Annotated in this window: 21 protein-coding genes and 1 tRNA gene; 4 read left to right on the top strand and 18 right to left on the bottom strand. The window is 61.9% G+C overall.

Going from position 1 to position 24,460, the window contains the following annotated elements:
- Nucleotides 1-19: 19 nt before the first annotated feature.
- Together mfd and LK434_RS10030 are read right to left on the bottom strand one after the other, a co-directional pair.
- Complete coding sequence (gene mfd, locus LK434_RS10035; RefSeq protein ID WP_006720717.1) at nt 20-3,607, bottom strand: transcription-repair coupling factor; 3,588 nt, start codon at nt 3,605-3,607, stop codon at nt 20-22.
- Between the two features lie 93 nt (nt 3,608-3,700).
- The gene (locus LK434_RS10030) at nt 3,701-4,213 is read right to left on the bottom strand and encodes a hypothetical protein (protein ID WP_040360897.1); all 513 of its coding nucleotides are present in this window, start codon (nt 4,211-4,213) and stop codon (nt 3,701-3,703) included.
- A gap of 316 nt (nt 4,214-4,529) precedes the next feature.
- Here LK434_RS10030 and istA (LK434_RS10025) point away from each other — a divergent pair, with 316 nt between their 5' ends.
- From istA (LK434_RS10025) to LK434_RS10010, 4 genes are all read left to right on the top strand, one after another.
- Entirely contained in the window at nt 4,530-5,837 is a 1,308-nt protein-coding gene (gene istA, locus LK434_RS10025) for an IS21 family transposase (protein WP_006720714.1), read from the top strand.
- A 240-nt stretch (nt 5,838-6,077) separates the two neighbouring features.
- Complete coding sequence (istA, locus tag LK434_RS10020) at nt 6,078-7,310, top strand: IS21 family transposase (RefSeq protein ID WP_227917745.1); 1,233 nt, start codon at nt 6,078-6,080, stop codon at nt 7,308-7,310.
- Nucleotides 7,307-8,086, top strand: a complete 780-nt coding sequence (gene istB / locus LK434_RS10015) for an IS21-like element helper ATPase IstB (RefSeq protein WP_006722192.1) — start codon at nt 7,307-7,309, stop codon at nt 8,084-8,086. Before istA (LK434_RS10020) ends, istB begins: the two co-directional genes overlap by 4 nt.
- Before the next feature lie 136 nt (nt 8,087-8,222).
- On the top strand, nt 8,223-8,924 hold the full coding sequence (locus tag LK434_RS10010) for an ATP-binding protein (protein ID WP_050754973.1): 702 nt from the start codon (nt 8,223-8,225) through the stop codon (nt 8,922-8,924).
- Between the two features lie 277 nt (nt 8,925-9,201).
- Here LK434_RS10010 and LK434_RS10005 read toward each other — a convergent pair whose 3' ends face one another.
- The 16 genes from LK434_RS10005 to LK434_RS09930 form a co-directional block, all read right to left on the bottom strand.
- A complete protein-coding gene (locus LK434_RS10005) occupies nt 9,202-9,615 on the bottom strand; it encodes a hypothetical protein (RefSeq protein WP_148334522.1) in 414 nt (137 codons plus the stop codon).
- Between the two features lie 453 nt (nt 9,616-10,068).
- The gene (locus LK434_RS10000) at nt 10,069-11,391 is read right to left on the bottom strand and encodes a 6-phospho-alpha-glucosidase (protein WP_006720711.1); all 1,323 of its coding nucleotides are present in this window, start codon (nt 11,389-11,391) and stop codon (nt 10,069-10,071) included.
- A 36-nt stretch (nt 11,392-11,427) separates the two neighbouring features.
- Nucleotides 11,428-13,023 carry a PTS transporter subunit EIIC gene (locus tag LK434_RS09995; RefSeq protein ID WP_040360893.1) on the bottom strand — a complete coding sequence of 532 codons (1,596 nt, stop codon included), beginning with the start codon at nt 13,021-13,023 and terminating at the stop codon, nt 11,428-11,430.
- A gap of 197 nt (nt 13,024-13,220) precedes the next feature.
- Nucleotides 13,221-14,174: a PRD domain-containing protein gene (locus LK434_RS09990; RefSeq protein WP_187371203.1), complete on the bottom strand. Its 954-nt coding sequence runs from the start codon at nt 14,172-14,174 to the stop codon at nt 13,221-13,223.
- A gap of 84 nt (nt 14,175-14,258) precedes the next feature.
- On the bottom strand, nt 14,259-14,921 hold the full coding sequence (gene nth / locus LK434_RS09985) for an endonuclease III (protein ID WP_006720708.1): 663 nt from the start codon (nt 14,919-14,921) through the stop codon (nt 14,259-14,261).
- A gap of 12 nt (nt 14,922-14,933) precedes the next feature.
- Complete coding sequence (rmuC, locus tag LK434_RS09980; RefSeq protein WP_040360892.1) at nt 14,934-16,265, bottom strand: DNA recombination protein RmuC; 1,332 nt, start codon at nt 16,263-16,265, stop codon at nt 14,934-14,936.
- A gap of 145 nt (nt 16,266-16,410) precedes the next feature.
- A complete protein-coding gene (locus tag LK434_RS09975) occupies nt 16,411-16,809 on the bottom strand; it encodes a hypothetical protein (protein ID WP_050754964.1) in 399 nt (132 codons plus the stop codon).
- A gap of 207 nt (nt 16,810-17,016) precedes the next feature.
- Entirely contained in the window at nt 17,017-17,556 is a 540-nt protein-coding gene (gene rbr, locus LK434_RS09970) for a rubrerythrin (protein ID WP_006720705.1), read from the bottom strand.
- Between the two features lie 210 nt (nt 17,557-17,766).
- On the bottom strand, nt 17,767-18,867 hold the full coding sequence (locus tag LK434_RS09965; protein ID WP_006720704.1) for an HhH-GPD family protein: 1,101 nt from the start codon (nt 18,865-18,867) through the stop codon (nt 17,767-17,769).
- 33 nt (nt 18,868-18,900) lie between these two features.
- Nucleotides 18,901-19,386: an RrF2 family transcriptional regulator gene (locus tag LK434_RS09960; protein WP_040360890.1), complete on the bottom strand. Its 486-nt coding sequence runs from the start codon at nt 19,384-19,386 to the stop codon at nt 18,901-18,903.
- A 228-nt stretch (nt 19,387-19,614) separates the two neighbouring features.
- Nucleotides 19,615-19,692 (bottom strand) — tRNA-Asp (locus tag LK434_RS09955).
- Nucleotides 19,693-19,852: 160 nt separating this feature from the next.
- Nucleotides 19,853-20,308 (bottom strand): metallophosphoesterase, encoded by a 456-nt coding sequence (locus LK434_RS09950; protein ID WP_006720702.1) that lies wholly within the window; start codon nt 20,306-20,308, stop codon nt 19,853-19,855.
- A complete protein-coding gene (locus LK434_RS09945; protein ID WP_006720701.1) occupies nt 20,308-21,042 on the bottom strand; it encodes a LytR/AlgR family response regulator transcription factor in 735 nt (244 codons plus the stop codon). The genes LK434_RS09950 and LK434_RS09945 overlap by 1 nt, the downstream gene beginning before the upstream one ends.
- A 72-nt stretch (nt 21,043-21,114) precedes the next feature.
- The gene (locus LK434_RS09940) at nt 21,115-22,515 is read right to left on the bottom strand and encodes a sensor histidine kinase (RefSeq protein ID WP_006720700.1); all 1,401 of its coding nucleotides are present in this window, start codon (nt 22,513-22,515) and stop codon (nt 21,115-21,117) included.
- Nucleotides 22,515-23,699: a glycosyltransferase gene (locus LK434_RS09935; RefSeq protein WP_006720699.1), complete on the bottom strand. Its 1,185-nt coding sequence runs from the start codon at nt 23,697-23,699 to the stop codon at nt 22,515-22,517. Before LK434_RS09935 ends, LK434_RS09940 begins: the two co-directional genes overlap by 1 nt.
- A gap of 80 nt (nt 23,700-23,779) precedes the next feature.
- Nucleotides 23,780-24,409 carry a QueT transporter family protein gene (locus LK434_RS09930; protein ID WP_006720698.1) on the bottom strand — a complete coding sequence of 210 codons (630 nt, stop codon included), beginning with the start codon at nt 24,407-24,409 and terminating at the stop codon, nt 23,780-23,782.
- Nucleotides 24,410-24,460: the final 51 nt, after the last annotated feature.

The raw sequence follows: 24,460 nt of genomic DNA, 5'->3' as shown, positions 1-24,460 counted from the left end.
CGCCGCCCCCCATACGCACCTAATCGTCATCGCCACTGGGACCAAGCTGCGTAAGGATCGCGAGCGCCGCTTGGACGGGACCCATGCCGCCGTTCGAGACATCGGCGTTCAGGCCGCGGCCCACGCCGCTGCCCGCGCCGGCACCCGCTTTATAGGGCACGGTGAACTTGCGCGTCTTGGGGAAGCTGATCGCGCCCAGCTTGGTGCGCAGCTCGAACGCCACGTCCTTGGGCACGTCAACGCCCTGGTACGTGAGCTTGCCCGCAACCAGCGACACGCTCTCCAAGCCCAAACGATCCGCACGGATGCGGATGCGCGTGCGGTCGAACAGGTTCTGCGCGGCCTCGGGCAACTCGCCGAACGTCTCCTCGCACTCCTCCTGCAGCGCATCCACGGCCTCGAGCATGTCTGCCGCCGCAAGCTTGCGGTACACGAGCACGCGGCGGTCCACGGCGGGCACGTACTCTTCGGAGAGGAAGAAGTCCGCCGGCAGGTTGATGCCCACGCCCGCCTGCTCAACGTCCGCGCCGCCCGACTCGCCGCGCGCCTCGGCAACCGCCTGGCCCAGCATCTGCGTGAACAGGTCAAAACCCACGCTCGACAGGTTGCCGTGCTGCTCGGCGCCAACCAGAGAACCCGCGCCGCGGATCTCGAGGTCGCGCATGGCGATGCGCATGCCGCTGCCCAGGTCCTGGAACTCGGAAAGCGCGGTGAGGCGCGCCGTGGCCTCCTCGGTGAGCGGCAGCTCGCCCGGGAACATGAAGTACGCGTACGCCTGCGTGGCGGAGCGGCCCACGCGGCCCTTGAGCTGGTACAGTTGCGCCAAGCCCAAGCGCTGCGAATCCTCGATGATGAGCGTGTTGGCGCTCGCGTTGTCGATACCGCTCTCCACAATGGTGGTGGCGATGAGCACGTCAATCTTCTTGGTGGCGAACTGCACCATCACGTCCTCGACCTCGCGCGGGCTCATCTTGCCGTGCGCCACGCCGATACGCGCCTCCGGGGCGGCCTCGAGCACGCGCTCAACCGCATCGTCGATGGTCTTGACGCGGTTGGACACGTAGTACACCTGCCCGCCGCGGCCGATCTCCAGGCGGATGGCCGCGCTCACCACGTCCGGGTCGTACTCGCCCACGTGCACCGCAACCGCGCGGCGGCCGGTGGGAGGCGTGGTGATGAGGCTCATGTCGCGCACGCCGCTCATCGCCATCTGCATGGTGCGCGGAATGGGCGTTGCCGAGAGCGTGAGCACGTCGATTTGCTCGCGCATGTTCTTGAGCTGCTCCTTGTGCTGAACGCCAAAGCGCTGCTCCTCGTCGATGATCACCAGGCCTAGCTCATGCGGGTTCACGTCGGCGGAAAGCAGGCGGTGCGTGCCGATGAGCACGTCGACCTTCCCTTCCGCGAACGCGGCCAGCGCGCGGCGCTGCTGCCCCGGCGTGCGGAAGCGCGAGAGCACCTCGACCTCCACGCCGAACGGGGCGAAGCGCTCGAAGAACGTCTCGTAATGCTGCTGCGCCAAAATCGTGGTGGGGCACAGCACCATGACCTGCCGGCCGCCGTCCACGCATTTGAACGCCGCTCGCAGGGCCACCTCGGTCTTGCCGAATCCCACGTCGCCGCACAGCAGGCGATCCATGGGCTTGGTGGACTCCATGTCTGCCTTGATGTCGGCGATGGCGTCGAGCTGGTCATGCGTCTCGTCGTAGGGGAAGCTCTCCTCCATCTCGACCTGCGCGGCGCTATCCGGCCCAAAGGCAAAACCCGTGATCGAACTGCGGCGCGTGTAGAGGTCCACGAGGTCGAAGGCGAGCTTCTTGGCGCTCTTGCGCGCCTTTGCCGTAGCGCGGCTCCAGTCGGCGGTGTTCAGGCGGGTAAGGCGCGGGTTGTCGCCATCGGGGCCCACGTAGCACGTAATGCGATCGACCTGCTCAAGCGGCACGTAGAGCTTGTCGCCGCCGGCGTATTCGAGCAGGAAGTAGTCACGCTCCTTGCCTCCAACCTCCTGGCGAACGATCTCGGCAAAGAGGGCCACACCGTGCGTGCTGTGCACCACGTAATCACCCGGTTTGAATGGGAAGGTCACCTCCGTGATGTCCACGCGATGCCGCGCGCGCCCGCGGCGGCCGTCCATGCGGCTATTCAGGTCGGCGAGGCTGAACACCGCCACATGCGCGCTGGGTACCACCACGCCCGAGGGGATGGGGGCATCGACAAAAGTCACCCGGCCACGCGTGATGGTGGGGACGGTGATCGGGGCGCCATCCTCGATACCGCGCTCGTTGAGTTTGTCCGCATCACGCTTGAGCAGCGTCACGCGCACATCGGAGCTGCCCACCGCGCCCGTGTTCTCGGGCGCTGCTTGCAGGGACTCCTCAAAAGGGATGTTCTCGTCGGTGAAGGAAAGCTCCATCGACTCGCGCGCGCCGCGGTCGGGAATGGCGAACACGCAGGCAAAACGGTTGTTCACCACCTCTTGGATGCGGTTCATGAAGCGCGTATCCGACCCGGAGAGCGCGGGCTGCTCGATCTTGAGCTCGGCGGTCACCGTGCCGCCTGCGCGGATGAGGCTCACGTAGTTCAGGCGCTGTTGCCGGCCAAAGTCGAGCTCCTGCGGGCGCACGTACAAACCGTCCAGCCGCGCGATCTTGGCCTCGGCGGCCCGGCGCTCCAGGTCCTCGTACGCACGCGTGCAGTCGTCGAACAGCGAACGGGGCTCGGACAGGATGACCAGCGCATCGCTATGGACGTGCGCAAGCGGGCTGACCGTCCCCTCGTACATGAGCGGCAAGAATCGCTCGAGCTCCGGCGTGACCACACGCGCCTGCACCAACTCGAGCAGCGCGGCGAGCTCGGTGTCGTTTTGCGCGGGCAGATACAGTGCCGCAGAGATGCGCTTTACGGCATCGTCGGTGAGGGCGAGCTCGCGCACGGGCGAGATCTCGACGGCATCCTCGTCGCCGATGGTCTGCCCGGTTGAGGCGACCATGAGGCGGATGCGGTCGATCTCGTCGCCGAAAAACTCCATGCGCACAGGCGCCGTCGCCTGCGCGGCCCACACGTCAACCGTGTCGCCGTGCACGCGGAAGAGTCCCGGCATGTCGGCGGCATCCGCACGCGTGTAGCCCATGCCAACCAGCAGCTCGGGCACGCGCTCAAAGGAGATCTCCTCCCCCACTTTGAACGTCGTCGATGCCCAATAACGGCTCGATGCCGGGGGCACGCAACGCAAGAGCGAGCGCGCAGAGGCGACCATAACGCACGGCTCGCCTTGCGCCACCCGGGCGATGGCGGCGCAACGCGCGGCGACCACGGCGTCATCGGGCTCGGTGTTCTTCCAGGGATAATCCTTGCGCTCCGGGAAACGCGCCACGTGCTCCGCGCCCACATACGCCGCAATCGCACGAGCCGCGCGGTCGGCGGCCTCCTCACCCGAGACGATGTAGACCGTCGGGCGCGGGCGGCGGGCGAACTGCGCCGCCACCATGAGCGTGCGCGCGGACTGGGAAACGGCCAGCGTGGCATCCTCCCCAGCCGCCAGCGCCGCTTCGATGGCCTGGAGTGATTCGTCGGTATACAGCTGCGCGGCAATGCGATGGATGAGCATGGGCAACCTTTCGTAACGCCAAAAGCCCGCCCAAACAACGTTTCGGGCGGGGTGGACGACGTATTCGTGTGTCCGAACAATCCTACCGCAAGGTCACTGCGGCAAAGTCGACACCATATTCATGTTGGAGAGGAGCACAAGCTGTTGATAGCAAGTCGAAGCAGAGATATCCCCATTCTCGAAGACTACGACAGCGTTATCGAAGGGGCTGTTTGGAGCTGCCAAATCAATCAACACATCCTCACCCTTCCACGGGGAAAGTCGTTCCTGAAAATCGCTCGAGATTGACCGAAACATATCGCGTTCGCCATCGTAATACGCATATAGCAACAAGCAAACTGATCCGCATGCGGTCGAGTCCTCCCCAGCAAGGCGCATGGCAAATGAGGCGTAGCCCTCGGCATTCGCATAGTCTCCCGTAGGCGCGCCCTGAACATGTGCCGACCCAAACTGACCAAAATACACGCGGCCCTGCGAGCCCCGGTCAAGCACGTCAAATACCCGAGCCATATATTCGTCTCGCATGTCGGTGAGATTTTGCTCTGACTCCGGCAGCATGTAATACTCTCGAAGTGCCCGATGTCCACGAACAAGAAGCTCAACCATCTCGTAGTCGTTTGCAAAACATGCGCGCGCATCTGCTTGGTGGTCTTGCAGAAGCTCGTCCAACGCCGCAAATGTTTGCGAATCAAAAAGTACTCGAGGACTTTCTGCGGGATCGTGCTCGTCAAGCTCTTTGGACAGCGTTTGCGCAAACGCGGCGACTGGTTCAGAAACGGCAGCGTTGTTAGCGCCGGGCGATTTTAGCCGCTAATAGTCAAACGATTTTGACCAATTCCGGTCACCGAATAATAGCCACCGTGCCTCCCCGCCGCCACTACGCTGGCGGTGCCAACACGCCGGCGTTAGGAGGACCATTGAGGTGAACGAGAGACACGATGACCTACAGGAGATTATAGACGCGGCGCTCCGGGAGATGGCCGCGGAGGAGGGCGACGGGTTCGACCCGCAGGCATGCAACCTCGCGGAGTTCTGCAGGAGGACGGGGCTCACCCGCTCCCGGGCGAGGACGATCAGGGCCCACGGGTTCAGGGCCCTGCCCCACGGGAACAGCGGGAGGAGGGCCGCGCCGGGCGTGCTCGCCGGACACACCGGCCTGGTGGACGATCTCCTGCGGAAGGGCGTCACCAACTCGCAGGTGATATTCGAGCGGCTGGTCGCCCAGGGCTACGCCGGCGGCCTCACCACGGTGAAGACCTACATCGCGGCGCACCGGGACCTTGTGCCCGCGAAGAGGCGGCAGGCGGCCCCGCAGGGCTGCCGCGGGCAGCGCTTCAGGACGGCGCCCGGGGAGGCCTACCAGATGGACTGGGGCTTCGTCGCGGTCGAGCGCCCCGGCGGCGAGCGGGCGCGGATGGCCTGCTTCGCCATGGTCTGCCACCATTGCGGGAGCGCCCACGTCGAGTTCTTCCCGAACGCGCGCCAGGAGAACCTCCTCATCGGGATGCTGCACGCGTTCTCGGCGCTGGGCGTGCCCGCGACCGTGCTCACCGACAACATGAAGAGCGTGGTCGTCCGCCGCGATGCCGACGGCCGGCCCGTCTGGCAGGCCGACTACGCCGAGTTCATGGGCGCCGTCGGCTTCCGCACCAGGCTGTGCAGGCCGCGCCACCCCTACACGAAGGGCAAGGTGGAGAGGCTCGTCCGCTTCGTGAAGGGGAACTTCCTCGCGGGAAGGTCCTTCAGCGACCTTGACGCCCTCAACCGGGAGGCCGCCCTCTGGTGCGCCGAGCAGGGAGGCCGCTGGCGGCGCCCGGCGGCGTGCGTCCCGATGCGCGAGCACGAGGCGGCGTGCTCGGCGAACACCAGGCCGCTCGAGGTCACGGCCGAGATCGAGCGGTACCTGTGCCCGCGCCGGAAGATCTCCTTCGACGGCTTCGTGAGCTTCGAGGGGCACCGCTACGGCGTGCCCTACTGGTACGGCCGCCGCGAGTGCAGGGTGAACCGGGAGGGGCGCGTGGTGCACATATACAGCGACGACCTCTCCCGCAAGCTCGTCGCCCACGCTGTCGGCACCGGCGCCGACAGCTGGTGCGAGGGCCAGTGGGAGGCATCGCCGGTCCAGCCCGAGGAGCTGCCGACCCAGCCGGTCGGGACCGTGGTCGAGCAGATCGCCCCGCCCCGGACGAAGCCCGGTTTCGAGAGGTTCGACTTCGGGAGGGCCGAATGATGGCGGGCGCGGGGGCGAGCCCCTACGAGCTCGCTAGCGACGCCGCGTCGAGGCTCGGGATCGCCGTCGGGGCGGAGGAGCTCGCGACCCTCGTGATACTGCCAATATAAAAATCCCCATTCACACCAAGCGGGAATCCCGGTCGCACCAATTCGCAACGGCCGTTCGCGCCAATCGGCTTTACCCAACCAGACCAACGAAGTACCCTCCGCTCGAGCGCCGCTCGAAAGGAGGACCTTGATGGAGAGGAACGTGATGGGAGAGCTGAATATGTACAGGCAGGCCGGCGCCAAGCCGAACTTCAGCGAGGTCGCGCGGAGGCACGGGATGGACCGGAAGACCGTGGCGAAGTACTGGCGCCTCGGGGAGGCGCCCGCCGACAGGCCGCCGCGGCCGAGCGGGTTCGACGCGGTGAGGGAGGTGATCGAGGAGAAGGCGGGGCTGCCGGGCGTCACCAAGAGGGCCGTGCACGAGTACCTGCTCCACCGCCACGCAGGCGCGGGGCTGCCCGGCTACAACGCCTTCACCGCGTACTGCCGCAGCCGCGGCATCGAGTTCGGCGCCGCCCGCGACTCCGAGGCGCACCCGCGCTTCGAGACCCCGCCGGGCCGCCAGCTGCAATTCGACTGGAAGGAGGACGTCAGGATGGTCGACGCGAACGGCGAGGTCTTCGAGTTCAACGTGTTCACGGCGACGCTCGGGTACTCGAGGCTGCACAAGTTCACCTACTCCCCGACCAGGACGACCGACGACCTGCTGGCGTGCCTGCTCGGCGCGTTCAGGTTCATGGGCGGCGTCCCGCAGGAGTGCCTCACCGACAACATGGCGGCGGTCGTGAGCGCATCGTCGGGCCGAAGGGAGAAGAACGGGCGGGTGTCCCGCTTCGCCAGGGAGGCGGGATTCGAGCTGCAGCTCTGCAGGACCCGCACGCCGCAGACGAAGGGCAAGGACGAGTCGGCCAACAGGTTCCTGTCGCGCCTTCTGGCCTACGACGGCGACTTCGTCGGGCTGGAGGGCCTGCTCGAGGCGATAGCGCGGATCGAGTCGAGGAGCAACTCCGAGCCCAACGAGACGACCGGCCTGCCCCCGGCGGCGCTGTTCCTGCGGGAAAAGGAGCACCTGCGGCCGATCGGCAACGTCGCGCTGCTCGAGTCGATGGTCGGCGACGTCACCGAGCAGGTCGTGCCCCCGACGATGCTGGTCAGGGCGGCGGGCAGGCAGTGGTCGGTGCCCCGCGGGTGCATAGGCAGGAAGGCCAGGGTGGTGTCGATGCCGGGCGGGCAGATACGGGTCACCGTGGCGGGTGGGCTCGTCGCCGTGCACGATGCCTCGCGGGGCTCCGCGCGCATCAATTATACCGAGGACCACTACGTCGAGGCCATGGCCGGGAAGGCGTGGGCGGCCGACGCCGACATCCGCGAGCAGGCCCGGGCCAACCTCGAGCTGCTCGAGGGGATCGGGGGCGGGCTGTGACGGCGGCGGTGGGCGAGGCCAGCCCCTACATCCGGGCGCAGGCGAACCTGTGCACGCTCGGGCTCCACGAGATGGCATCCATGCTGCCTGACTACATGAGGATGGTGGCGGAGGGGGACGCCGACCTCGCCCGCGCGGTCGCGGAGATGACCCAGGTCGAGGTGGAGGCGAGGACCGAGAGGATCACGAGGCTGAGGATACGCTCCTCCGGCCTCCCGTGCGTGAAGACGCTGGCGGACTTCGATTGGACGTTCCAGCCGTCGGTCCCGCGCCCGCTTCTCGAGGAGCTCTCCACCCTCAGGTTCATGGAACGGGCGGAGAACGTCCTGCTGGTGGGGAGCCCGGGCGTCGGGAAGACCCACCTCGCGGTCGCCATCGGGGTCGAGGCCGTGAGGGCGGGTCGCGAGGTCAAGTTCATCGACTGCGCGAGGCTCGTCGACGACCTGAGGGACGCCCAGGCGAGGGGCATCCTGAAGAAGAGGCTCAAGTACTATGCGCACTCCAAGCTCCTCATCATAGACGAGCTCGGCTACCTGGACATCGACGAAGGGGGCGCCGACCTGCTGTTCCAGCTGGTCGGCACGCGCTACGAGCAGCGCTCGACGATAATCACCACGAACGTCGGCATCGGCGGGTGGGCGAAGGTCTTCGGGGACGAGGTCGCCGCCAGCGCGATAGCGGACAGGATATGCCACCACTGCCACATCGTTAGGATAACCGGGCGCTCCTACAGGCTCAAGGACGTCCCGGTGGAGAGGAAGGAGGAGCAGAAGTAGCCGAAACCGGGTAGGGTCGGCTGGCGCCGCTGGCCAACGGGCGTTGGCGCGATCGGGTAAGTTTCGTTGGTGTAGATGGGTAATTTCTCATTGACAGTATCACCTCGCCTCGGACCTCGACCTCGGCGACGGGGAGATGGCCGCCGTTGCCGCCACATTCTCCTACCTCGCGGAGAAGAGGAGGCTCGCCCCCATCGAGACGCTGCTGAGGCTGAGCAGGCTGCCCAGGCGCGAGCCCAAGACCTTCGAGGGTTTCGATTTCTCCAGGATCCAGGGCCGGGACGCGGCCGCGCTGGGCAAGCTCCCGTCGCTGGCCGACCTCTACGCGCACCGCAACGTCGCCTTCGTCGGGCCCGGCGGCATAGGGAAGACGCACCTCGCGCAGGCCTACGGGCGCGAGTGCTGCATGCGGGGGCTCAAGACCTACTACATCAAGGCGACCGAGCTCAGGGACAGGTTCCAGAAGGCCGTCCAGCGGGGAAACACCTCGCGGGTCGTCTCCTCGCTCGTCAAGCCGTCGTGCCTCATCGTGGACGAGGTGGGAAGATGCGTCTACGACAGGCCGTGCACCGACCTGTTCTTCGACGTCGTCGACAGGCGCTACGAGAAGGAGGGACCGAACGCGATGGTCCTCACGAGCAACATCGCACCGAGCGGGTGGGACGAGTTCTTCACGGGCGACGACACGCTCCTCTGCGCCCTCGACAGGCTGTTCGACAAGGCGTCGGTGTTCGTGATGCGGGGCCCGAGCTACCGCGGCAGGGGGCTCGACACGTACTCGGTGGAGGCCGTCCCCCAGGCGGTGAAGGTGAGGGGGATCCAGCCCGAGGGGATGTAGGAAAGCGATAGGAAAGTCATAGATGCGGGCGTGTTGGCTAGAATGGGTCGGCTGGGATTGGTCAATCTCGGCCGACTATACTTGGCTAATATTTTCCGACGCTAACAGCGTCCAGCGTCACTATATGCCGAAGCGCCCACAACGCAAGGTATGTCTGATGGTCAATATCCACGCCGTGAACATGGATGCGGCGCGACTCCTAAAGACCAAGGTTGTACTCACGCAGCCAATGCCAAAAGTCAATTTCCTCCCGGCAACCTGCTGCCGTTCCCTGCGCCTATTGCACAAAGACATCGAGCACGTCCTCGTCACCCGTCTCAAGGTACCGATCAAGGAGCATGCCCGCCCCCACACCGCACTCCAAAAGAACGTGGCTCATGCCCATTTGCTCATGCAGTGAAGTCACAAGAGCTCGTTTGGCCTCGTAGTTCTTTGCAAACCCATGGCTTTCGCCAGCAAGAAGAACTCGATACTTGTCCATGTTCTCAAGCGGAAACGCACCGTCTTCCCAATCAAGATGAAGCGAAACCGCATGACGCTCCAAATACGAGTCAATCACTTGCACGTCCGAGCATCCAGTGAGCATTCGCATGGCAGGTAAGAAAGCCAAGCTCGCCGCGCCGGCCAAAAACCCTTGGCGCGTCACCCGCATCTCTTGCATCCATACCGCCCGCCCGCAGCGATTCACCATGCTCCCAGGCTCCCATCCAACGCCGCTTCTGGGGCACCCAAGCACTCGAATCATCCTATCGCAAGGTCGTGACGAAAGACGGATTGATTTGTTGCAGTGAAAGCGTCACCCCCCCCCCGGATACACCATAGAAGTATCAACCAAGCTACCTGCAGTTTCTTCACGCACAAGTCCGTTATTACCCGACAGGCACGCTTTTCACTGCAACAAATCGTTTACAGTCACCCCACCTTGGCATCAAATAAAAATCGTCGAAGAAATACTCCACCCCAAATGCCGCAAAAAAGTCCTCCGTACCACAAGCTGGCTGTACTCGTCATAAGAAATGAGGCCGGAGGGGCACTGCCCTCCCGGCCTCATTGAGCTCCGGCCATCGCGGCCTACCTAATCACGCGCTTTAAATGCTGCGATATCGATCAGGCCCACACCCGTGCAATTTCCCATGCGCAGCAACTAGGCAAGTTCAGGCCAATAACCCTTGTTCGCATCAATCATCTCATCAAGAATAGCCTGAGCCTGAGTTGAGGACTTAACAGTCTTGTTGAGAGAGAATGCCATGAGAACTTTCTGATATGACCCCTCAATCGCACCCTCTACCAGGCATTTTTCAGATGCATACTGCTGCTCGATCATGCCCTTATAGAACGTCGGAATGTGGCCAACGCTCACCTTCTCCACACCACGAGGCGACACATAACATGGAATCTCAACCATTGCGTCATCAGGGAGATCAGCGACTGCGCCCTCGTTCTTCACGATAAGCAGATAACGTCCCCCGTTTTCGCGACACAAAGACTCAGCAAGGTCAACGATAAACGTTCCATGGGCTCCCACGACAAACATACCGTCATCGTAGCTACCAGTCTCCTTATACCGAGCGATAGCATCGAATAGCGTCTTCTCTCGTCCCTCCATAACCTCATTTGCTCGCGTATGATCCGGATTGGATTCATCGACAATATCCTGGCTAAGCAGGTAATACTGCAAGTAAGTGTTCGGCAGGTAGTCGCCAAAGCGCTGCATAATGGTTTTAGCGTTGCCGTACGTATGAACCCACGAGGGCTCCCAATGCTGCTCATCGGGCACGTCGCAAAGATAGCCATGCTCCAAAACGTGCTTCTTCAATTCATCGAATCGACTCTCGCCATTTACCCAAATATCCGTAAACCAACCGAAATGATTCAACCCAAAGTAATCGGGAACGATATCGTGGGGATCGCAGTGCAGAATATCTGCCATACCATTCATAATCGCAACGGGCATATCGCAAATATTGATAATACGAGCGTTGGGACGCAACTTCTTCAAAGCGAGGGCAACGATGGCGGCAGGATTTGAATAGTTTAGAATCCAGTGATTGGGGTTGGCATACTTTTCGACCATATCCAATATTTCCACCATCGGAAATATCGTTCGCATGCCGTATGCAAGACCACCGCATCCACAAGTCTCCTGGCCTACTGCCCCATGGCGAAGCGGAATCTTTTCATCCTGCTCGCGCATTGCGTACTTTCCGACACGAATCTGGGCAAATACAAAATCAGTATCCCTAAATGCGACTTCGGGATCCGTGGTGGTCGTAAAGACACATTCGGGGCAGTTGGCCTTTACCACTTCACGAACAATAATCGCAACATCGTCTTGACGCCCTGCGTCGATATCGTAAGCGCGAATTTCCTTTACAGGAAAAGTGTCTTTTTTGGACAGGATGGCCTTCACGACACCGGGTGTATACGTGCTACCGCCACCGGCAATGGTAATAATTTTCGGCTCCATAGGTCTGTTCCTTTCAATATGTTCGAAGTTGAAGCACTAAGCGATCTGCAGCCCCTCGGCCTCCATGTAGTCTTCAAGCGCCTTTCGGAATTTGCTTACATTCGTGCCGTATACGACCTGTATCTCCTTGCCGCGTTTCACCAAACCACGCGATCCCGTCAGCTTCAATGCCGCCTCATCAACGGCGTCAAGATCATTAACAACGATGCGAAGGCGCGTGAAGCAGTTATCAATAGACTTGATGTTCTGGATACCACCGACCGCAGCGTAAATCTGCATACCCAAGGCATTGTCGGTCGAAGATGAGGCCACAACTTGAGCAGCATTCGTACTCTTCGCCGCCTCATAGTCCTTTTTAGTTACCAGCTTGACATCATCAGAATCATCGCGTCCGGGAATCTTGACATCGAATTTCAAAATGAACCAACGGAATACAATGAAGTACACAACGAGCTGAACCAAACCGAGCAGGATAAAGAAAGGCCAGCCAGTCTTTTCTATACCCGCAGGCACGTTATAAAGCAGCGTCTCAAAAATGCCACCGGCTGTGCAGCAGGTAATCTGGAAGAAGTAGAGCAGGAAGAAAAAGATGCCCGTTAGCAGCGAGTGAATAACAAACAAAATTGGGCTCACAAAAAGGAACGTGAACTCGATGGGCTCGGTAATGGCGGCGAGACATGAAGTCAGGATTGCAGGGATGTAAATGGCCTTTGCCTTCTTGCGAAGCTCCGGCTTGGCACAAGAGAGCATGGCCAGGCCCGCGCCAGTCAGACCAAACACCTTTGCAAGTGTCACATTGTTGAAAATAGTCGTAAGCGAAAGTTTGACAGTTTCGGGATCGCCGAGCTCCGCAAGAGCAATAGGCCAAGCACCCGCGTAGGTCTCACCAGCGACCTCGGCAACACCGCCAAGATCGGTGTACCAGATTGCACTACCAAGAAGATGATGCAAGCCCGTAGGAACGAGCAAGCGCTCAAGGAATCCAAAGGTGAAGTAACCCAAGCCACCCGACGTAGAAATGAAGGTCGCAATGGCAGCAATTCCACTTTGAATAGGAGGCCACACGAACGCAAAGAGCACGGCGAGGGTCATCATCAGCGGAATGCACAGCAGGAAGACGAAGCGCGTACCTCCGTATACAGAGAAGACCTCACCCAAATCTTTTTCACAATACTTGTTGTGCAGCACGCCAACCAACACGCCAATAATAATGCCCAGAAACACGCCCATATCAACGATTTGGAAGCCAAGCATCATGTTCTGGCCGTTGCCCGTCGCTTCGTGCAACTGACCAGTTAGAGTCAAAAACGCACTCTGTGAAGCGCAGAAGATATAGAGACACATGAATGCAATAAGAGCGGCGTGCTCCTTCTTCTTTTTTGCCAAGCCAAAAGCAACACCAATTGCAAAAATAGGACCGAGATTCGTGAAAATAGAATTCAATCCCGTGTATGCCATGCTGAATACTGTTTGAATCACCTCGTTACCGAGAAACGGAACCGCGGCGACAATGTTCGCATTCGTAACAAAGTTACACACGACCATGATCAGGCCAATGGCCGGAAGATACAAAACGGGGACGACAATAGCTTTGGAAAACTGCTGCATTGCTCCGACGATTTTGTCCTTCATGCCCATCTCCTTTCCTGCAAAGGTGGCACGCGCCACCAAAACTGTTCAGTACATGTTCTGTGCCTATATAGATAAGACCCGAAAGCGCCGAAACCAATGATGCGTTTGCAGGCACATTTGCAGCGGCATCACGAATTCCAAGCGACTTTCGGGTCTTGCCTACCAAAAGTAACAATCCCTTGTGTCAGCTGGTTCTTCTATCCAATCGTTTTTAAGACATGGATCATCAGATAAAACTCCTCCCTATCTGACAGGGAATACAAAAAATCGGACTTGAGAAAAGCGCTTATCTTTCTTGCACACTCATGTGCGAGAGGATTGCGCTCACATAGCAGGTCAAACATCTGCTGGTCGAAAAAACCATCTTCATCTGTCGTGCCACTAAAAATGCGCTGTGCAAGGAACTTCAGATGAGTCGTCAAACGTATGTAACTAAGCTCATCACTATCAAACGTAATCCCATACAGCTCCTCAATTACTTGGATACATCCGCTCACCAAGTGAATGGTATCAAGCACCGCAGTCGCAGAAAGATCAGACTGACCGTTCAGAATATGCAGGGCGATAAAAGACGCCTCGTCCTCTGGCAGGCGAATACCCAAAGCCTCCTCAACCAAGTGAATGCCCCATAGGCCAATCTCATACTCCCTTCGATACAAACCGCGCACCTCAGAGAACATCAGATTTGAAAAGCCTTCACCGTTCCGAGCGCGCTCAACGGCAAAAACAATATGGTCCGTTAACGCAATAAGCACCTGATCTTTGAGAACAATGTGGAGCCGCTTCTCAGCCTCATCCATAATCGACTTAGAAATATTAAAGAACTCGACAGGAGTGTGAGCAAAGAGCCCATAAATCGAATCGCTCTCTCCATCATGGAAGTAGTAGCGCTTCTCAATCGCATTCTCCTCCACCGCATCGCCCGTATGTTTTTGGAATCCAATGCCGGCACCAGTGAGGATAACATCTTGGCCATCGTCGGTTATTGATGCGACAGCGTTGTTGTTGAACACCTTGACGATCTGCACCCGCCTCAAGCCTCCAATAAAAAAGACCCACATCACACCTTGCGGGTAGTGATGCGGGTCTTGCCTGGTCGAACTCAGTAACAATCCTTGCGCAACCGAAGATACCGCGACGTCGATTTCCACACAAGCGCAAATTACCGTGAACGGCATGGATTCTTCGGCAAGCGTTTGACTTCCATTTTACCTAAACGAAAAATGACCGAGCAGCTACCCCACCTTGGCGCTGGGACAGATGTCGGCGAGGGGGCATTCGCCGCACAGGGGTTTGCGCGCGTCGCAGATCTCGCGGCCGAGCATGATCCACTGGTGGTTCACGTCGTTCCAATACTCGCGCGGCAAGATCTTGAGCAGGTCCTGCTCCGTCTTGAGCGGCTCCTTCTCATGCGTTTTGGGCGAAAGCTTGAGACGATGCGCGATGCGGTTCACATGCGTGTCGACCGCGATGCCGTCCACGATGCCATAACCCACATTGAGCACGATGTTCGCCGTTTTGCGGCCAACGCCGGGAAGCTTGACGAGCTCCTTCATGTCCGCGGGCACCACGCCTCCGTAGTCCGCCACGATCATCTGGGCGCACTCGATGCAGTGCTTCGCCTTGGTCTTGTAGAAACCGAGCGACTTGATGACCCCGGAGAGCTCCTCATATGTGGCGCCCGCCATGGCCTCGGGCGTGGGCCAGCGGCGGAACAGCTCAGGCGTGACCTTGTTGACCTGGGCGTCGGTGGTCTGCGCCGAGAGCAGCACGGCGATGACCAGCCTGAACGGCGTCTCGTGGTCCAAAAAGCACTCGACCGGACCGTAGCGCTCGTTCAACCTACGGCATGTCTCAATGGCGCGCTCGCGCTTTGCCGCATTCGTCTCTCGTGGCATGTCCGTCCCTTCCTACTCTGATTCTAGGTCCTCGATGCCCAGCAGCTCCGCCGCCTGCACCTCGTCCTCCAACGCCGTCACGCTCTTGAGCTTGCGCTCGATCACGTTCGTGCGGGTGTTGATGATGCCGTCCACCGTTTTACCGGCGGTCTCGATCTGCTTGAGCGCGCGGCGCAACTCGGCCTGGTACTTGGGGAACTCCGCCTTGACGGCAGAGAGGACCTTTTGAATCTCATCGGCGCGGCGCTGGAAGGCAAACGTCTGGTAGCTCATCTGCAAGCTGTTCAAGATGACCGCCATAGTTGAGGGACCGGCAACGTTGACCTGGTAATCGCGCTGCAGACACTCGATCAACCCTGGGCGGTCGACCACCTCGGCGTACAGCCCTTCGAAGGGCAGGAACATGATGCCGAAGTTCGTGGTCTCGGGAACGCTCAGGTACTTGCTCGAAATGTCTTTAGCCTCGAGCTTGATCACCTGCTCAAGCGCGCGGCGCGCGGCGGCGATCCCCTCGGCGTCGCCGGCGTCCATCGCATCTCGCAGGCGCTCGTAGGTATCGCCCGGGAACTTGGAGTCGATGGGCAGCCACACCGGCTCCCCCGCCTCCACGGGCAGCTTGACCGCGAACTCCACGCGCTCGGAGCTTCCCGGCTTGGTTGCCACGTTCTCCGCATATTGATCGGGCGTGAGGATGTCCGCCAGAATGGCGCCGAGCTGCACCTCGCCCAGAATGCCGCGCGTTTTGACGTTCGAGAGCACGCGCTTGAGGTCGCCCACGCCCGCGGCGATGCTCTGCATGTCGCCCAAACCGCGATACACCGCCTCGAGCTGGTCGCTCACCTGCTTGAACGACGCGCCCAGGCGGTCGTTCAGCGTGGCGGCGAGCTTCTCGTCAACCGTCACGCGGATCGCCTCGAGCTTGCGCTCGCTATCACCGCGAATCGCGCCCAGCTGAGCATCGACCGTCTCGCGCACCTTGTCCAAGCGCTGCTCAACCGAATCGCGGTTGAGGTCGAGCTGCTGGGACACCTCGCGCCGCACGTCATCGACCTTCGCAGCCGTCTGATCAAAGGAGCGCTGAGTCGCCTCGAAATGCTGCTGCTCGATGATGGACAGACTCGACGCCTGATTGAGCACCGCATGCAACGTGACGGACAGCTGGCTCAACGCCGCATTCGCCGCCCCCAGGGCCTCACGTGCACGCGAGGCCTCCTCCGCCGTCCGCGCCACCTCCTCCTCGCGCGCTGCTCGCTCCTTACGCGCCCGAACAGACAGGACGACCGCACAGCCGGCAAGCACCGCCGCCACAACAGACGCCACCACAGAAATCATCTCGAATTCCATGCGCCCACCTTTCGCGCGCACGCGCAGAACAATCCATCGGCCAAACTCCCCCATCTTATCAGGAGGACGCGACGCATCGACCTGGACGGCCCCATCCAACCCCCGTGCTTTTCAATTGCCACGCTTGCGCTTTTCAATTGCCACGCTAGGCAAAAGCGGCGGAAAGGGCGCGCGTGAAAAGCTCACGAGCCTGCTCGTACAACATCGCGAGCGCCTCGATCAGCTCTTCGGGAGTCGCGCCGTCCAAAATGCACGTCAACGCGTACGAAACGACAAAAACGACGGCCATCATGAGGGGGACCGCCAACACGAGCAGCACCGCGCGAACAACGCCGAGCACAGCGCGCCGCCGCGCTCTACGGGTATCGTATTTCCGCTCCGGCCCATAGGCCTCCTCGAGCGGAACGGGAGCAGCCTCCGGGGCATTCTTGACCTCGCGAGCGGAGCGCCTTTCCTCCCGCGAGGAATCAGGCCGCGGCGGGCGGGGCTCGGCATCAGGATGCCCCGCGAACGTATTCGGATCTCGTCTTAGAAAAAGGTCCATGCAAACATCCTCCTTAAGGGAGAACATGCATGGAACGACGCTTTCAGCTTCTCGCCGAAAACACCCCGTGTCAACCCCTCATGCAAAGGTGTCGACACGGGGTGCTCGAATCGTGTAAGAGCCGGTCACACACCGCTCGGTGCCGGTAGTTGACTGCAGGCTCCACGTAAAGCAACCGTCAACTCCGATCACTCACACCGCTCGGTGCTAGTAGTTGACGACCTGCTCCTCAAAGTACGCCTTGGGGTGAGCGCACACGGGGCACATCTCGGGGGCCTCGGGGCCAACGTGCAGGTGACCGCAGTTGAGGCACTTCCACACCTTCACGCCCTCGCGGGCGAACACCTCGCCCTTCTCGACGCGCTCGGCGAGCTTGTTGTAACGCTCCTCGTGTGCATGCTCGACCGCGCCCACGCCGCGGAACTTCGCCGCGATGGCGGTGAAGCCCTCTTCGTCCGCCGTCTTGGCGAACTCATCGTACATGGTGGTCCACTCGTAGTTCTCGCCCGCGGCGGCGTCGCGCAGGTTCTCCAGCGTGCCGGGGATCTCGCCGCCATGCAGCTCCTTGAACCACAGCTTGGCGTGCTCGGACTCGTTCAGGGCAGTCTCCATAAAGATGTTGGAGATCTGAACAAAGCCCTCCTTCTTTGCCTTGGACGAATAGTAACGATACTTGGTGTGTGCCTGAGACTCGCCGGCAAAGGCCGCCTCGAGGTTCTTCTTAGTCTGAGAATTCTCGAAATCCATCAGTACCTCCTTGTTGGCGTGAGGAACAGATGAGCCCGCCGATGCGCCACACCGCGCCAGGCTCAAAACGGCAGCCCACATCGAGCGGCCATTGCATCCCTTGTACCCGAACTCGCCGTCGCTCTTACAATGTCGCGATATTTCACGATACGGGGCAATGCGCGATCCGAGCGTCCACCGCTGCGCGATGCGGCGCCTAAGCAGCCACCGCTACGCGATGCGCCACACACCGCCCTGCTCCCGGCAAAAGCCCTCACGGGCCAAATCCTCCAAGATGGACGAGACCAGATCGCGCTCGACGGCCGAACGGCCCGCCGCCTGCTCGAGCGCATTGAGCGAGGTCACCAGCGAGGCCAGGTCGCGCCCCTCGCCGCGCGCCTGGGTATCCAGCAGCTGACGCACGATCTCGGCGCGTTTTTGGCGTCGCGAGCCCTCAAAGCGCGACTGGCGCGTGTATGCCTTGGCGCGGCGGGACGGGTTGGGCACGGTCTTTTTGAGGTACGCACCGTAGTCCAGCATGGCGTAATACCAGGCGCGCGGCGTGTCTTGCACGTCTTGGGGAGTGGCAAAGGGATTCACCTCGCCGCGGACCCCACTAGAGACCCCGCCGCGAGCGGGTACACGCCCCACGCCGCCCTTCCCGCCGCGCGCATCGCAACGAACCGGCCCACTCGCGCCGTCACGCGCGCCGCCATCAGCCGAACCGCCCATCAAGCCATGCGCATCGTTGCCGCCCGAAGCGCCCATCAAGCCATGCGCATCGCCGCCGCCCAAAGCGTTCTCCAAGACGCACGCACCACCGTCCGGGCACGTTGCCCGCACGAGCGGCACGAGCTCCTTGTCGGGCACGCTCGGGACATCCGGGAACAAATGGTGCAGCAGCACCGTGCGCACGTTGGTCTCCAAATACACGCCCGGCAGGTCGAACGCGAACGATCGAATCCCCTGAGCCGTGGCGGGCCCTATGCCCGGCAGCGCCGTCAGCTCCTTGACGCCCGTGGGAAACACGCCGTCATACGTGCGCACGACCTCCTCGGCGGCGGCCTTGAGGGCGAGCGCACGGCGGTTGTACCCCATGCCCTGCCACGCGGCGAGCACCTCGGCAGTTCCCGCCTCGGCCAGCGCGAACACACTCGGGAACCTGTCGAGCCACTCTGCCCAACGCGTCTCCACACGCGCCACCTGCGTCTGCTGCAGCATCACCTCGGACAGCCAAATCTCGTACGGGTCGCGGGTGCGCCGCCACGGAAGGTCGCGATACAGACGAACTCCTTCCGTTCGAACCAGCGTACGGAAGGGGTCCATGTTCATATCTAGCTCCTTATTGGGGAACGCTCGCCAACTCTACAAGCACGAACATCCCTTGGAGCACGAGGCGTACTCGGGGAAATTCGCGCGGTCGGCGAACTTGGGGTCGACAGCCGGGTACCGGCGGTTGTTGACGATGTCGTCGAGCGTGATGGAGTCCAGATAGCTGCGGAGCAGCTCCTGGGCCCCCACCCAGAGGGGATGATAGCAGCAACCGTCCATGCGCGGGCACGCGCCGTTCTCGGCCGTGCAGTCGTTCATGACGAGCGGGCCCTGGACCGCCTCGACGATCTGGCGGATCGTCACGTCCTTGGGGTCGACCTTGAGGCGCATGCCGCCGCGCACGCCGCGCAGGCTCTCGATGATACCCGCCTGGACCAAGCCGTGCTGGATCGAACGGGCAAACGAATAGGGCACGTCCACGGATTCGGCGGCAGTGCGGACAGACAGAAGACAGTCCTCACCTTCCGCCAGCATGGAAAGCATGCGCAGGGCGTAGTCGGTCTTCCGGGAGATATCCATCTCTTCTCCTTGCAAGCAAACGGTGGCCGCGCCGCGGATGCACATGCCGCGGCGCAGAGGCGTGGTGCCACCAACGAGCGTTCCTCTAGGTTTCGTGTGCGTCCAGTAATATACACTGTTTCTCTGAGCGGTGCAGGGGATGCGCAACACATGGAGGGCTTCTGTCCGCCATGTGCATGTTCGCCCTAACGCAAAAAGCCCCGTCTTGCGACGAGGCTTTAATTGCGATGGCGGGAAGTACGGGGCTCGAACCCGCGACCTCCGACGTGACAGGCCGGCGCTCTAACCAAACTGAGCTAACTCCCCAAGCGGCAATTCGCTTGCGCTCCTTGCTGCGGGGATTAGTATACACAGAGTCCGTCTTTGTGCGCAAGAACTTTTTTCAAATAATTTTGCCCGCGCGGACGGTTGCCCGGACTACCCCGTCTACCTGCAAGAAAAAGGAGCCGCGCCCACGCGCGACCCCTTACAAGTCAACGATTTCCGCCGAGAGTACGCAGCCGTCCTCGACCATAAGACGTGCGATGGAAGCCACGCGCCGTCCCCGAGGCAGCGAAGCGGACCCGGGGTTCACCACCAGGCACCCCCGCACGCGCTCGATGCGCGGACGATGCGTGTGCCCGCACACCGCGACGTCCGCGGAGGCCAGCGGGAGGTCCTCGGCGTAGTGCGCGACGGCAAACCGCAGCCCCTCAAACGCGAACTCGTTCACGCGCCGCACGTCGGGCCCGTAGTCAAAATAGCCATCGTTGTTACCGAGGACGGCCCGAAGGCACGGCACACTCACCTCGAGCTCGGCAAAATCGCTCTCAGACGTGATGTCGCCGGCGTGGATGAGCATGTCGCACCCGTCAATCGCCCGCAAAAGCTCGGGCGAGAGATACCCGTGGGTATCGGACACGATGTCAACGCGACGGACCATTAGAGGTTCAGTGCCTTCTTGAGCGGCACCACGCGACGGCGGCTCACGGGAATGCGCTCGTCAACGCCGTTCACGCCCAGCTGGATGGCGCCCGAGGGAACCGTCTCGACGTCCTCGACGTTGGCGAGGTTGACGATGTAGCGGCGATGCACGCGGAAGAACCCAAATTCGCCGAGCTTGGACTCGAACTGCGCAAGCGAAGTGGTGGACAAGAAGCGGTCGTCATCCGTGAAGATGCAGGAGTAGTCGTCCTTGGCCATGATGAAGCGAATCTGATCGACGGGGATCAGGACCTTGCGACCGCCCTTCTCGACCGGGATGCGCTCGATATTCGAGGGCTTGGCGGCGGCGGGCTCGACGGCCGCGGCGGGCTTTGCGCGGGCGATGACCTTTTCGATGGCGCGATCGAGACGCGCCTCCTCGACGGGCTTCATGAGGTAGTCCACCGCGTCCACGTCGAACGCCTCGACCGCATGGTCACTATAGGCGGTCACGAACACGATCGCGGGGGGATTCTTGAGCTTGTACAGCGCCTCGGCGAGCTGCAACCCGGAGGCGCCGGGCATGGAGATGTCCAGAAAGACCACGTCCACGCGGGCCTCCATGAGCATCTCGATGGCGGAACGAACACTCGAGGCTTCAATGATGGAGCCGATCTTGCCCGTTTGCTCGAGCAGAAAGCGCAATTCAGAGCGTGCAGGAGCCTCGTCGTCAACGATCATCGCACGTAGCATACCTATCGAAAACCTTTCTTACTGCAAACAGGACCTGGCGCACAGCGCCATCCGTACGGTCATGTTCCTATTCTACCCTTCGTCGTACATACTTCCCTCGAGATCGAGGTGGAGCGCGATGGTGGTGCCCTTACCGGGCGCCGACTCGACGGACGTACGGGATTTGGGCCCGTAAAACCGCTTGATGCGCTCTGAGATGTTGTGCATGGCGACGCCCGCTCCGCCGCCCTGGGGCGCATTGGGGTCGGGGGCGGCTATGGAGCGGTCGAACAGGCGCATCGCGGTCTGCTCGTCCATGCCCATGCCGTCATCGGCCACGCGGATGGACACGGCCGCCTCGCCCGCGCGCTCCACGGTGATGGAGATCTTGAGCGCGCCCTCGTCGGGCATGGCGTGGCGCACCGCGTTCTCGACCAGCGGCTGAATCACAAACGCCGGGATGAGCACCTCCTCGGCGTCCTCGTCCACGTCGACGCTCACCAGCACGCGGTCCTCGCCAAACCGCGCCTTCTCGAACGTGAGGTAGCGCAGCGTTTGGGCGATCTCGCGCTTGACGGGGATGAGCTGGCCGGAGTTCTCGAGCGTCGCGCGATAGAACTGAGAGAACTCGCGCAGCAGCTCGCGCGCGCGCAGCGGGTCGGTGCGCGTGAACGAAGCGATGGTGTTCAGCGTGTTGAAAAGGAAATGCGGGTTGATCTGCGCCTGCAGGGCGCGGACCTCGGCCCGCGCGGTGAGCTCGGCCTGACGCTCGAGCTCATACACGGTGAGCTGCGTGGACAGCAACTCGGCAAAGCCCGAGGCGAGGGCGTATTGCGTGCGGTTCACATGGCGGGCGGAGCGGTAATAGAACTTGAGGGTGCCCACCGCCTTGCCGCGGATCTTGAGCGGGGCGATGATGCCCGCCGGGATGTTGCGTTGGCTCCCCTTTTCGCCGCGCACGTCCATCACACTCGTGAACGACTGCGCGATGCCGTGCTCGATGACGTAGCGCGTGGTGGGCGTATGGATGGGCGAGCCCGCGGGAAAGTCGTCGGCGAGCTCGCCCACGCAGGCGAGCACCACGTCGCGGTCGGTCACCGCGATGGTCATGGCGCGGGTCTCGGGCAGCAGGCGTCGGCAGATCTCCTCGGCGCTCTCGCGCGTGAGGCCGCCGGTGATGTCCTCGAGCATGCCGGAGGCCACGGCGAGCGTCTGCTCCGTATATTGCGAGCGCAGGGTGTCGGGGCTAAAGAACACGTAAATAAACCCGCAGGTGAACAGCACCAGCAACACCAGGGCCGCAATGGTGGTGAGGGTCTCGACGCCCGTGAGGATGGCGTAGCCAAAAAAGCCCACCATGGTAAAGACGACGAGCGCGGCCAGCAGGCGCAGGGCCTCGTTCGCGTCGAGCATGCCCGCGCGATACGAGCCCTCGGTGATGTACTCTGTCCCCTTGGGACTTTTAGGCGGTTCTGGCGATATGGGTTCGGTCATCAACGCTCCAATAGGGCGGCAAGGCGCTCGTCGCCGGAAAGCCCACCCATGATACTCGGCCAAAAACTGACAAATCTGAGGTAATCGTCCTCGTGCTTGGCGGCATAGTCGCGCGCCTCGGCGATGCCGTGGCGGTAGATGTGCCAGTATCCGCGATGCTCCCGCGTGAACATCATGCGAACGAGCGCCGTCTTGCGCACGCGCTCGTCCAGCCCGCTGGAAATCCAGGGGCCCGGATACGGCATGAGCGATGCGGCGGTGACGGACGTGATCTCGGGGCGGCGCGAGGCGCTCGCGAGCTTGGCGCGCTCGTAATACCAGCGGTAGACGTTTTGCATAAAGCGCGGGGACTCCTCCACCTGGTGCGGCGGCAGGTGCTTGACCACCCACGCGTTGTCAAACCACACGTCCATGCCCGAAAGGCGCATGTTGAACAGGTAGTCCAAGTCCTCGCCGCGCGTGATGTAGGGGTCGAACGCCACGCGCTTGAACGCGCGCGCGTGCACGGCGAAGCAGCCGCCGCACACGTAGTTGGAACGCGAGATGCGCGTCCCGGAGAGGGCGCGCTCCATCCAGCGGTTGAATTCGATGCGCTTGGTCCACCAGCGGCAGGTGATGCCGTTCTTTTTTGACGTGTCGGCGAGCGGGGAGCCCGCCTTGTTGTAAAAGTAGCCGCTCTTGGCGAGGATGGGCAACCGCTGGCGCGTCTCGTGCCCCAGGCCGTACAGCGCTTTTTCCATAAAGTCGGGCGCGAGCACGACCTCGTCGTCGTCGAGGAACACCACGGCATCGTGGCCCAAAATCGCCGCGCACGCCAAGCCCATGTTGCGGATGGCGCCGTAGCCGCGCAGGGACACCGTCTCGCCCCGCACGTTCGGGGCGATCTGGCTCACGCGCTCCATGACGACCGACGCCTCGCGGTTGGTGACGAGCGTGACCTCGAGCGAAGGGTGACCGTCGATCACGCCCTGCACGCGCTCGGCGATGCGGTCCGTCAGCCGCTGGGGGCATACGAGCAGCACGATGATGCGGGGAAGGTCGCGAACCTGCTCGAGCGAGGCCAAGCAGCGGTCCAGCTCGGGACGGGTCGCGGCCAAGTCCGACGAGTGGTCGTAAGCTCCAGGCGATTTGAGCTCGGCGGGATCGCCCGCCCAGTAACTCGGAATGACGATGGTCGGATTCATGCAGCCCCCTCCCTTACAATCACGGCAGGGCGCCTGCAAGCCGCGCTACGCGCAAGCGGCGACGAACCTTTCCGTTTCTGTTACTTAGTTGTACCCAACTGAGCGAGCTCGCGCTTGACGAACGGCGTTTTTGCCAAAGATCGCGAAAGCGGGTAGCCCAACACGTACATGATAACCGCTTCGCCCAAACCGGTGGTCACCAACCCAAAGGCATACATGAGCGGATAGGCGCCGTCGAGCGAGATGGACGTGAAGGGGATGGTGTAAAAACCGATGCCCTGCAGGAGCAGGGGCAGGTACGCGGGCACGATGAGCGCGTTTGCCAGCACGGGGCCCGCGAGCGCCACAAGGGGGCGGCGGCGCATCTTCCACGTGAACAGCGCGCCGGCGAACGTGGCGAGCGAGCCGAACACCACGTCGAGCATGCCGAGCATGCCCGTGCCCGAGATGGCGATGTTGGCGACGTTGGCGATAACGCAGCCGAGCGTCAGGCCGGGAACCGCCGCGGGCGTGAACAGCGCCAACACGCACAGTGCCTCGCTGACGCGGAATTGGATGGGGCCCCAGGCAAGGCTGCCCAAAAACATCATGGCGACCAGCGTGCACACCGCATATGCGGCGGCGATCACGCCCACATGGGCGACGTAGCGGGCGTCCCCCACCCGGCTTTTCGCGGCACGGTCCTTCGCTTCGTTCTTGTTCTGACTCATGTTCTCCACCTTCTATACAATCGGAGGGCTTTACTGCTGCCAGTAAAACCC

The sequence above is a fragment of the Collinsella stercoris DSM 13279 genome, from assembly GCF_020735465.1.
GTDB classification, from domain to species: Bacteria; Actinomycetota; Coriobacteriia; order Coriobacteriales; family Coriobacteriaceae; genus Collinsella; species Collinsella stercoris.
The sequence above is the reverse complement of the archived record's forward strand: the minus strand, read 5'-3'. Positions and strand labels throughout refer to the sequence as shown.

Bases quoted from the DNA above. Each gene is read 5' to 3' on its own strand.
- rbr (WP_006720705.1), bottom strand. From the start codon at position 17,556: ATGGATTTCGAGAATTCTCAGACTAAGAAGAACCTCGAGGCGGCCTTT.
- LK434_RS09960 (WP_040360890.1), bottom strand. From the start codon at position 19,386: ATGGATATCTCCCGGAAGACCGACTACGCCCTGCGCATGCTTTCCATG.
- rmuC (WP_040360892.1), bottom strand. From the start codon at position 16,265: ATGGAATTCGAGATGATTTCTGTGGTGGCGTCTGTTGTGGCGGCGGTG.
- istA (WP_227917745.1), top strand. From the start codon at position 6,078: ATGGAGAGGAACGTGATGGGAGAGCTGAATATGTACAGGCAGGCCGGC.
- mfd (WP_006720717.1), bottom strand. From the start codon at position 3,607: ATGCTCATCCATCGCATTGCCGCGCAGCTGTATACCGACGAATCACTC.
- LK434_RS09965 (WP_006720704.1), bottom strand. From the start codon at position 18,867: ATGAACATGGACCCCTTCCGTACGCTGGTTCGAACGGAAGGAGTTCGT.
- LK434_RS09945 (WP_006720701.1), bottom strand. From the start codon at position 21,042: ATGCTACGTGCGATGATCGTTGACGACGAGGCTCCTGCACGCTCTGAA.
- LK434_RS09975 (WP_050754964.1), bottom strand. From the start codon at position 16,809: ATGGACCTTTTTCTAAGACGAGATCCGAATACGTTCGCGGGGCATCCT.
- LK434_RS09930 (WP_006720698.1), bottom strand. From the start codon at position 24,409: ATGAGTCAGAACAAGAACGAAGCGAAGGACCGTGCCGCGAAAAGCCGG.
- LK434_RS09950 (WP_006720702.1), bottom strand. From the start codon at position 20,308: ATGGTCCGTCGCGTTGACATCGTGTCCGATACCCACGGGTATCTCTCG.
- LK434_RS10000 (WP_006720711.1), bottom strand. From the start codon at position 11,391: ATGGAGCCGAAAATTATTACCATTGCCGGTGGCGGTAGCACGTATACA.
- LK434_RS09935 (WP_006720699.1), bottom strand. From the start codon at position 23,699: ATGAATCCGACCATCGTCATTCCGAGTTACTGGGCGGGCGATCCCGCC.
- LK434_RS10010 (WP_050754973.1), top strand. From the start codon at position 8,223: ATGGCCGCCGTTGCCGCCACATTCTCCTACCTCGCGGAGAAGAGGAGG.
- LK434_RS09940 (WP_006720700.1), bottom strand. From the start codon at position 22,515: ATGACCGAACCCATATCGCCAGAACCGCCTAAAAGTCCCAAGGGGACA.
- LK434_RS10030 (WP_040360897.1), bottom strand. From the start codon at position 4,213: ATGGTTGAGCTTCTTGTTCGTGGACATCGGGCACTTCGAGAGTATTAC.
- nth (WP_006720708.1), bottom strand. From the start codon at position 14,921: ATGCCACGAGAGACGAATGCGGCAAAGCGCGAGCGCGCCATTGAGACA.
- LK434_RS10005 (WP_148334522.1), bottom strand. From the start codon at position 9,615: ATGGTGAATCGCTGCGGGCGGGCGGTATGGATGCAAGAGATGCGGGTG.
- LK434_RS09995 (WP_040360893.1), bottom strand. From the start codon at position 13,023: ATGAAGGACAAAATCGTCGGAGCAATGCAGCAGTTTTCCAAAGCTATT.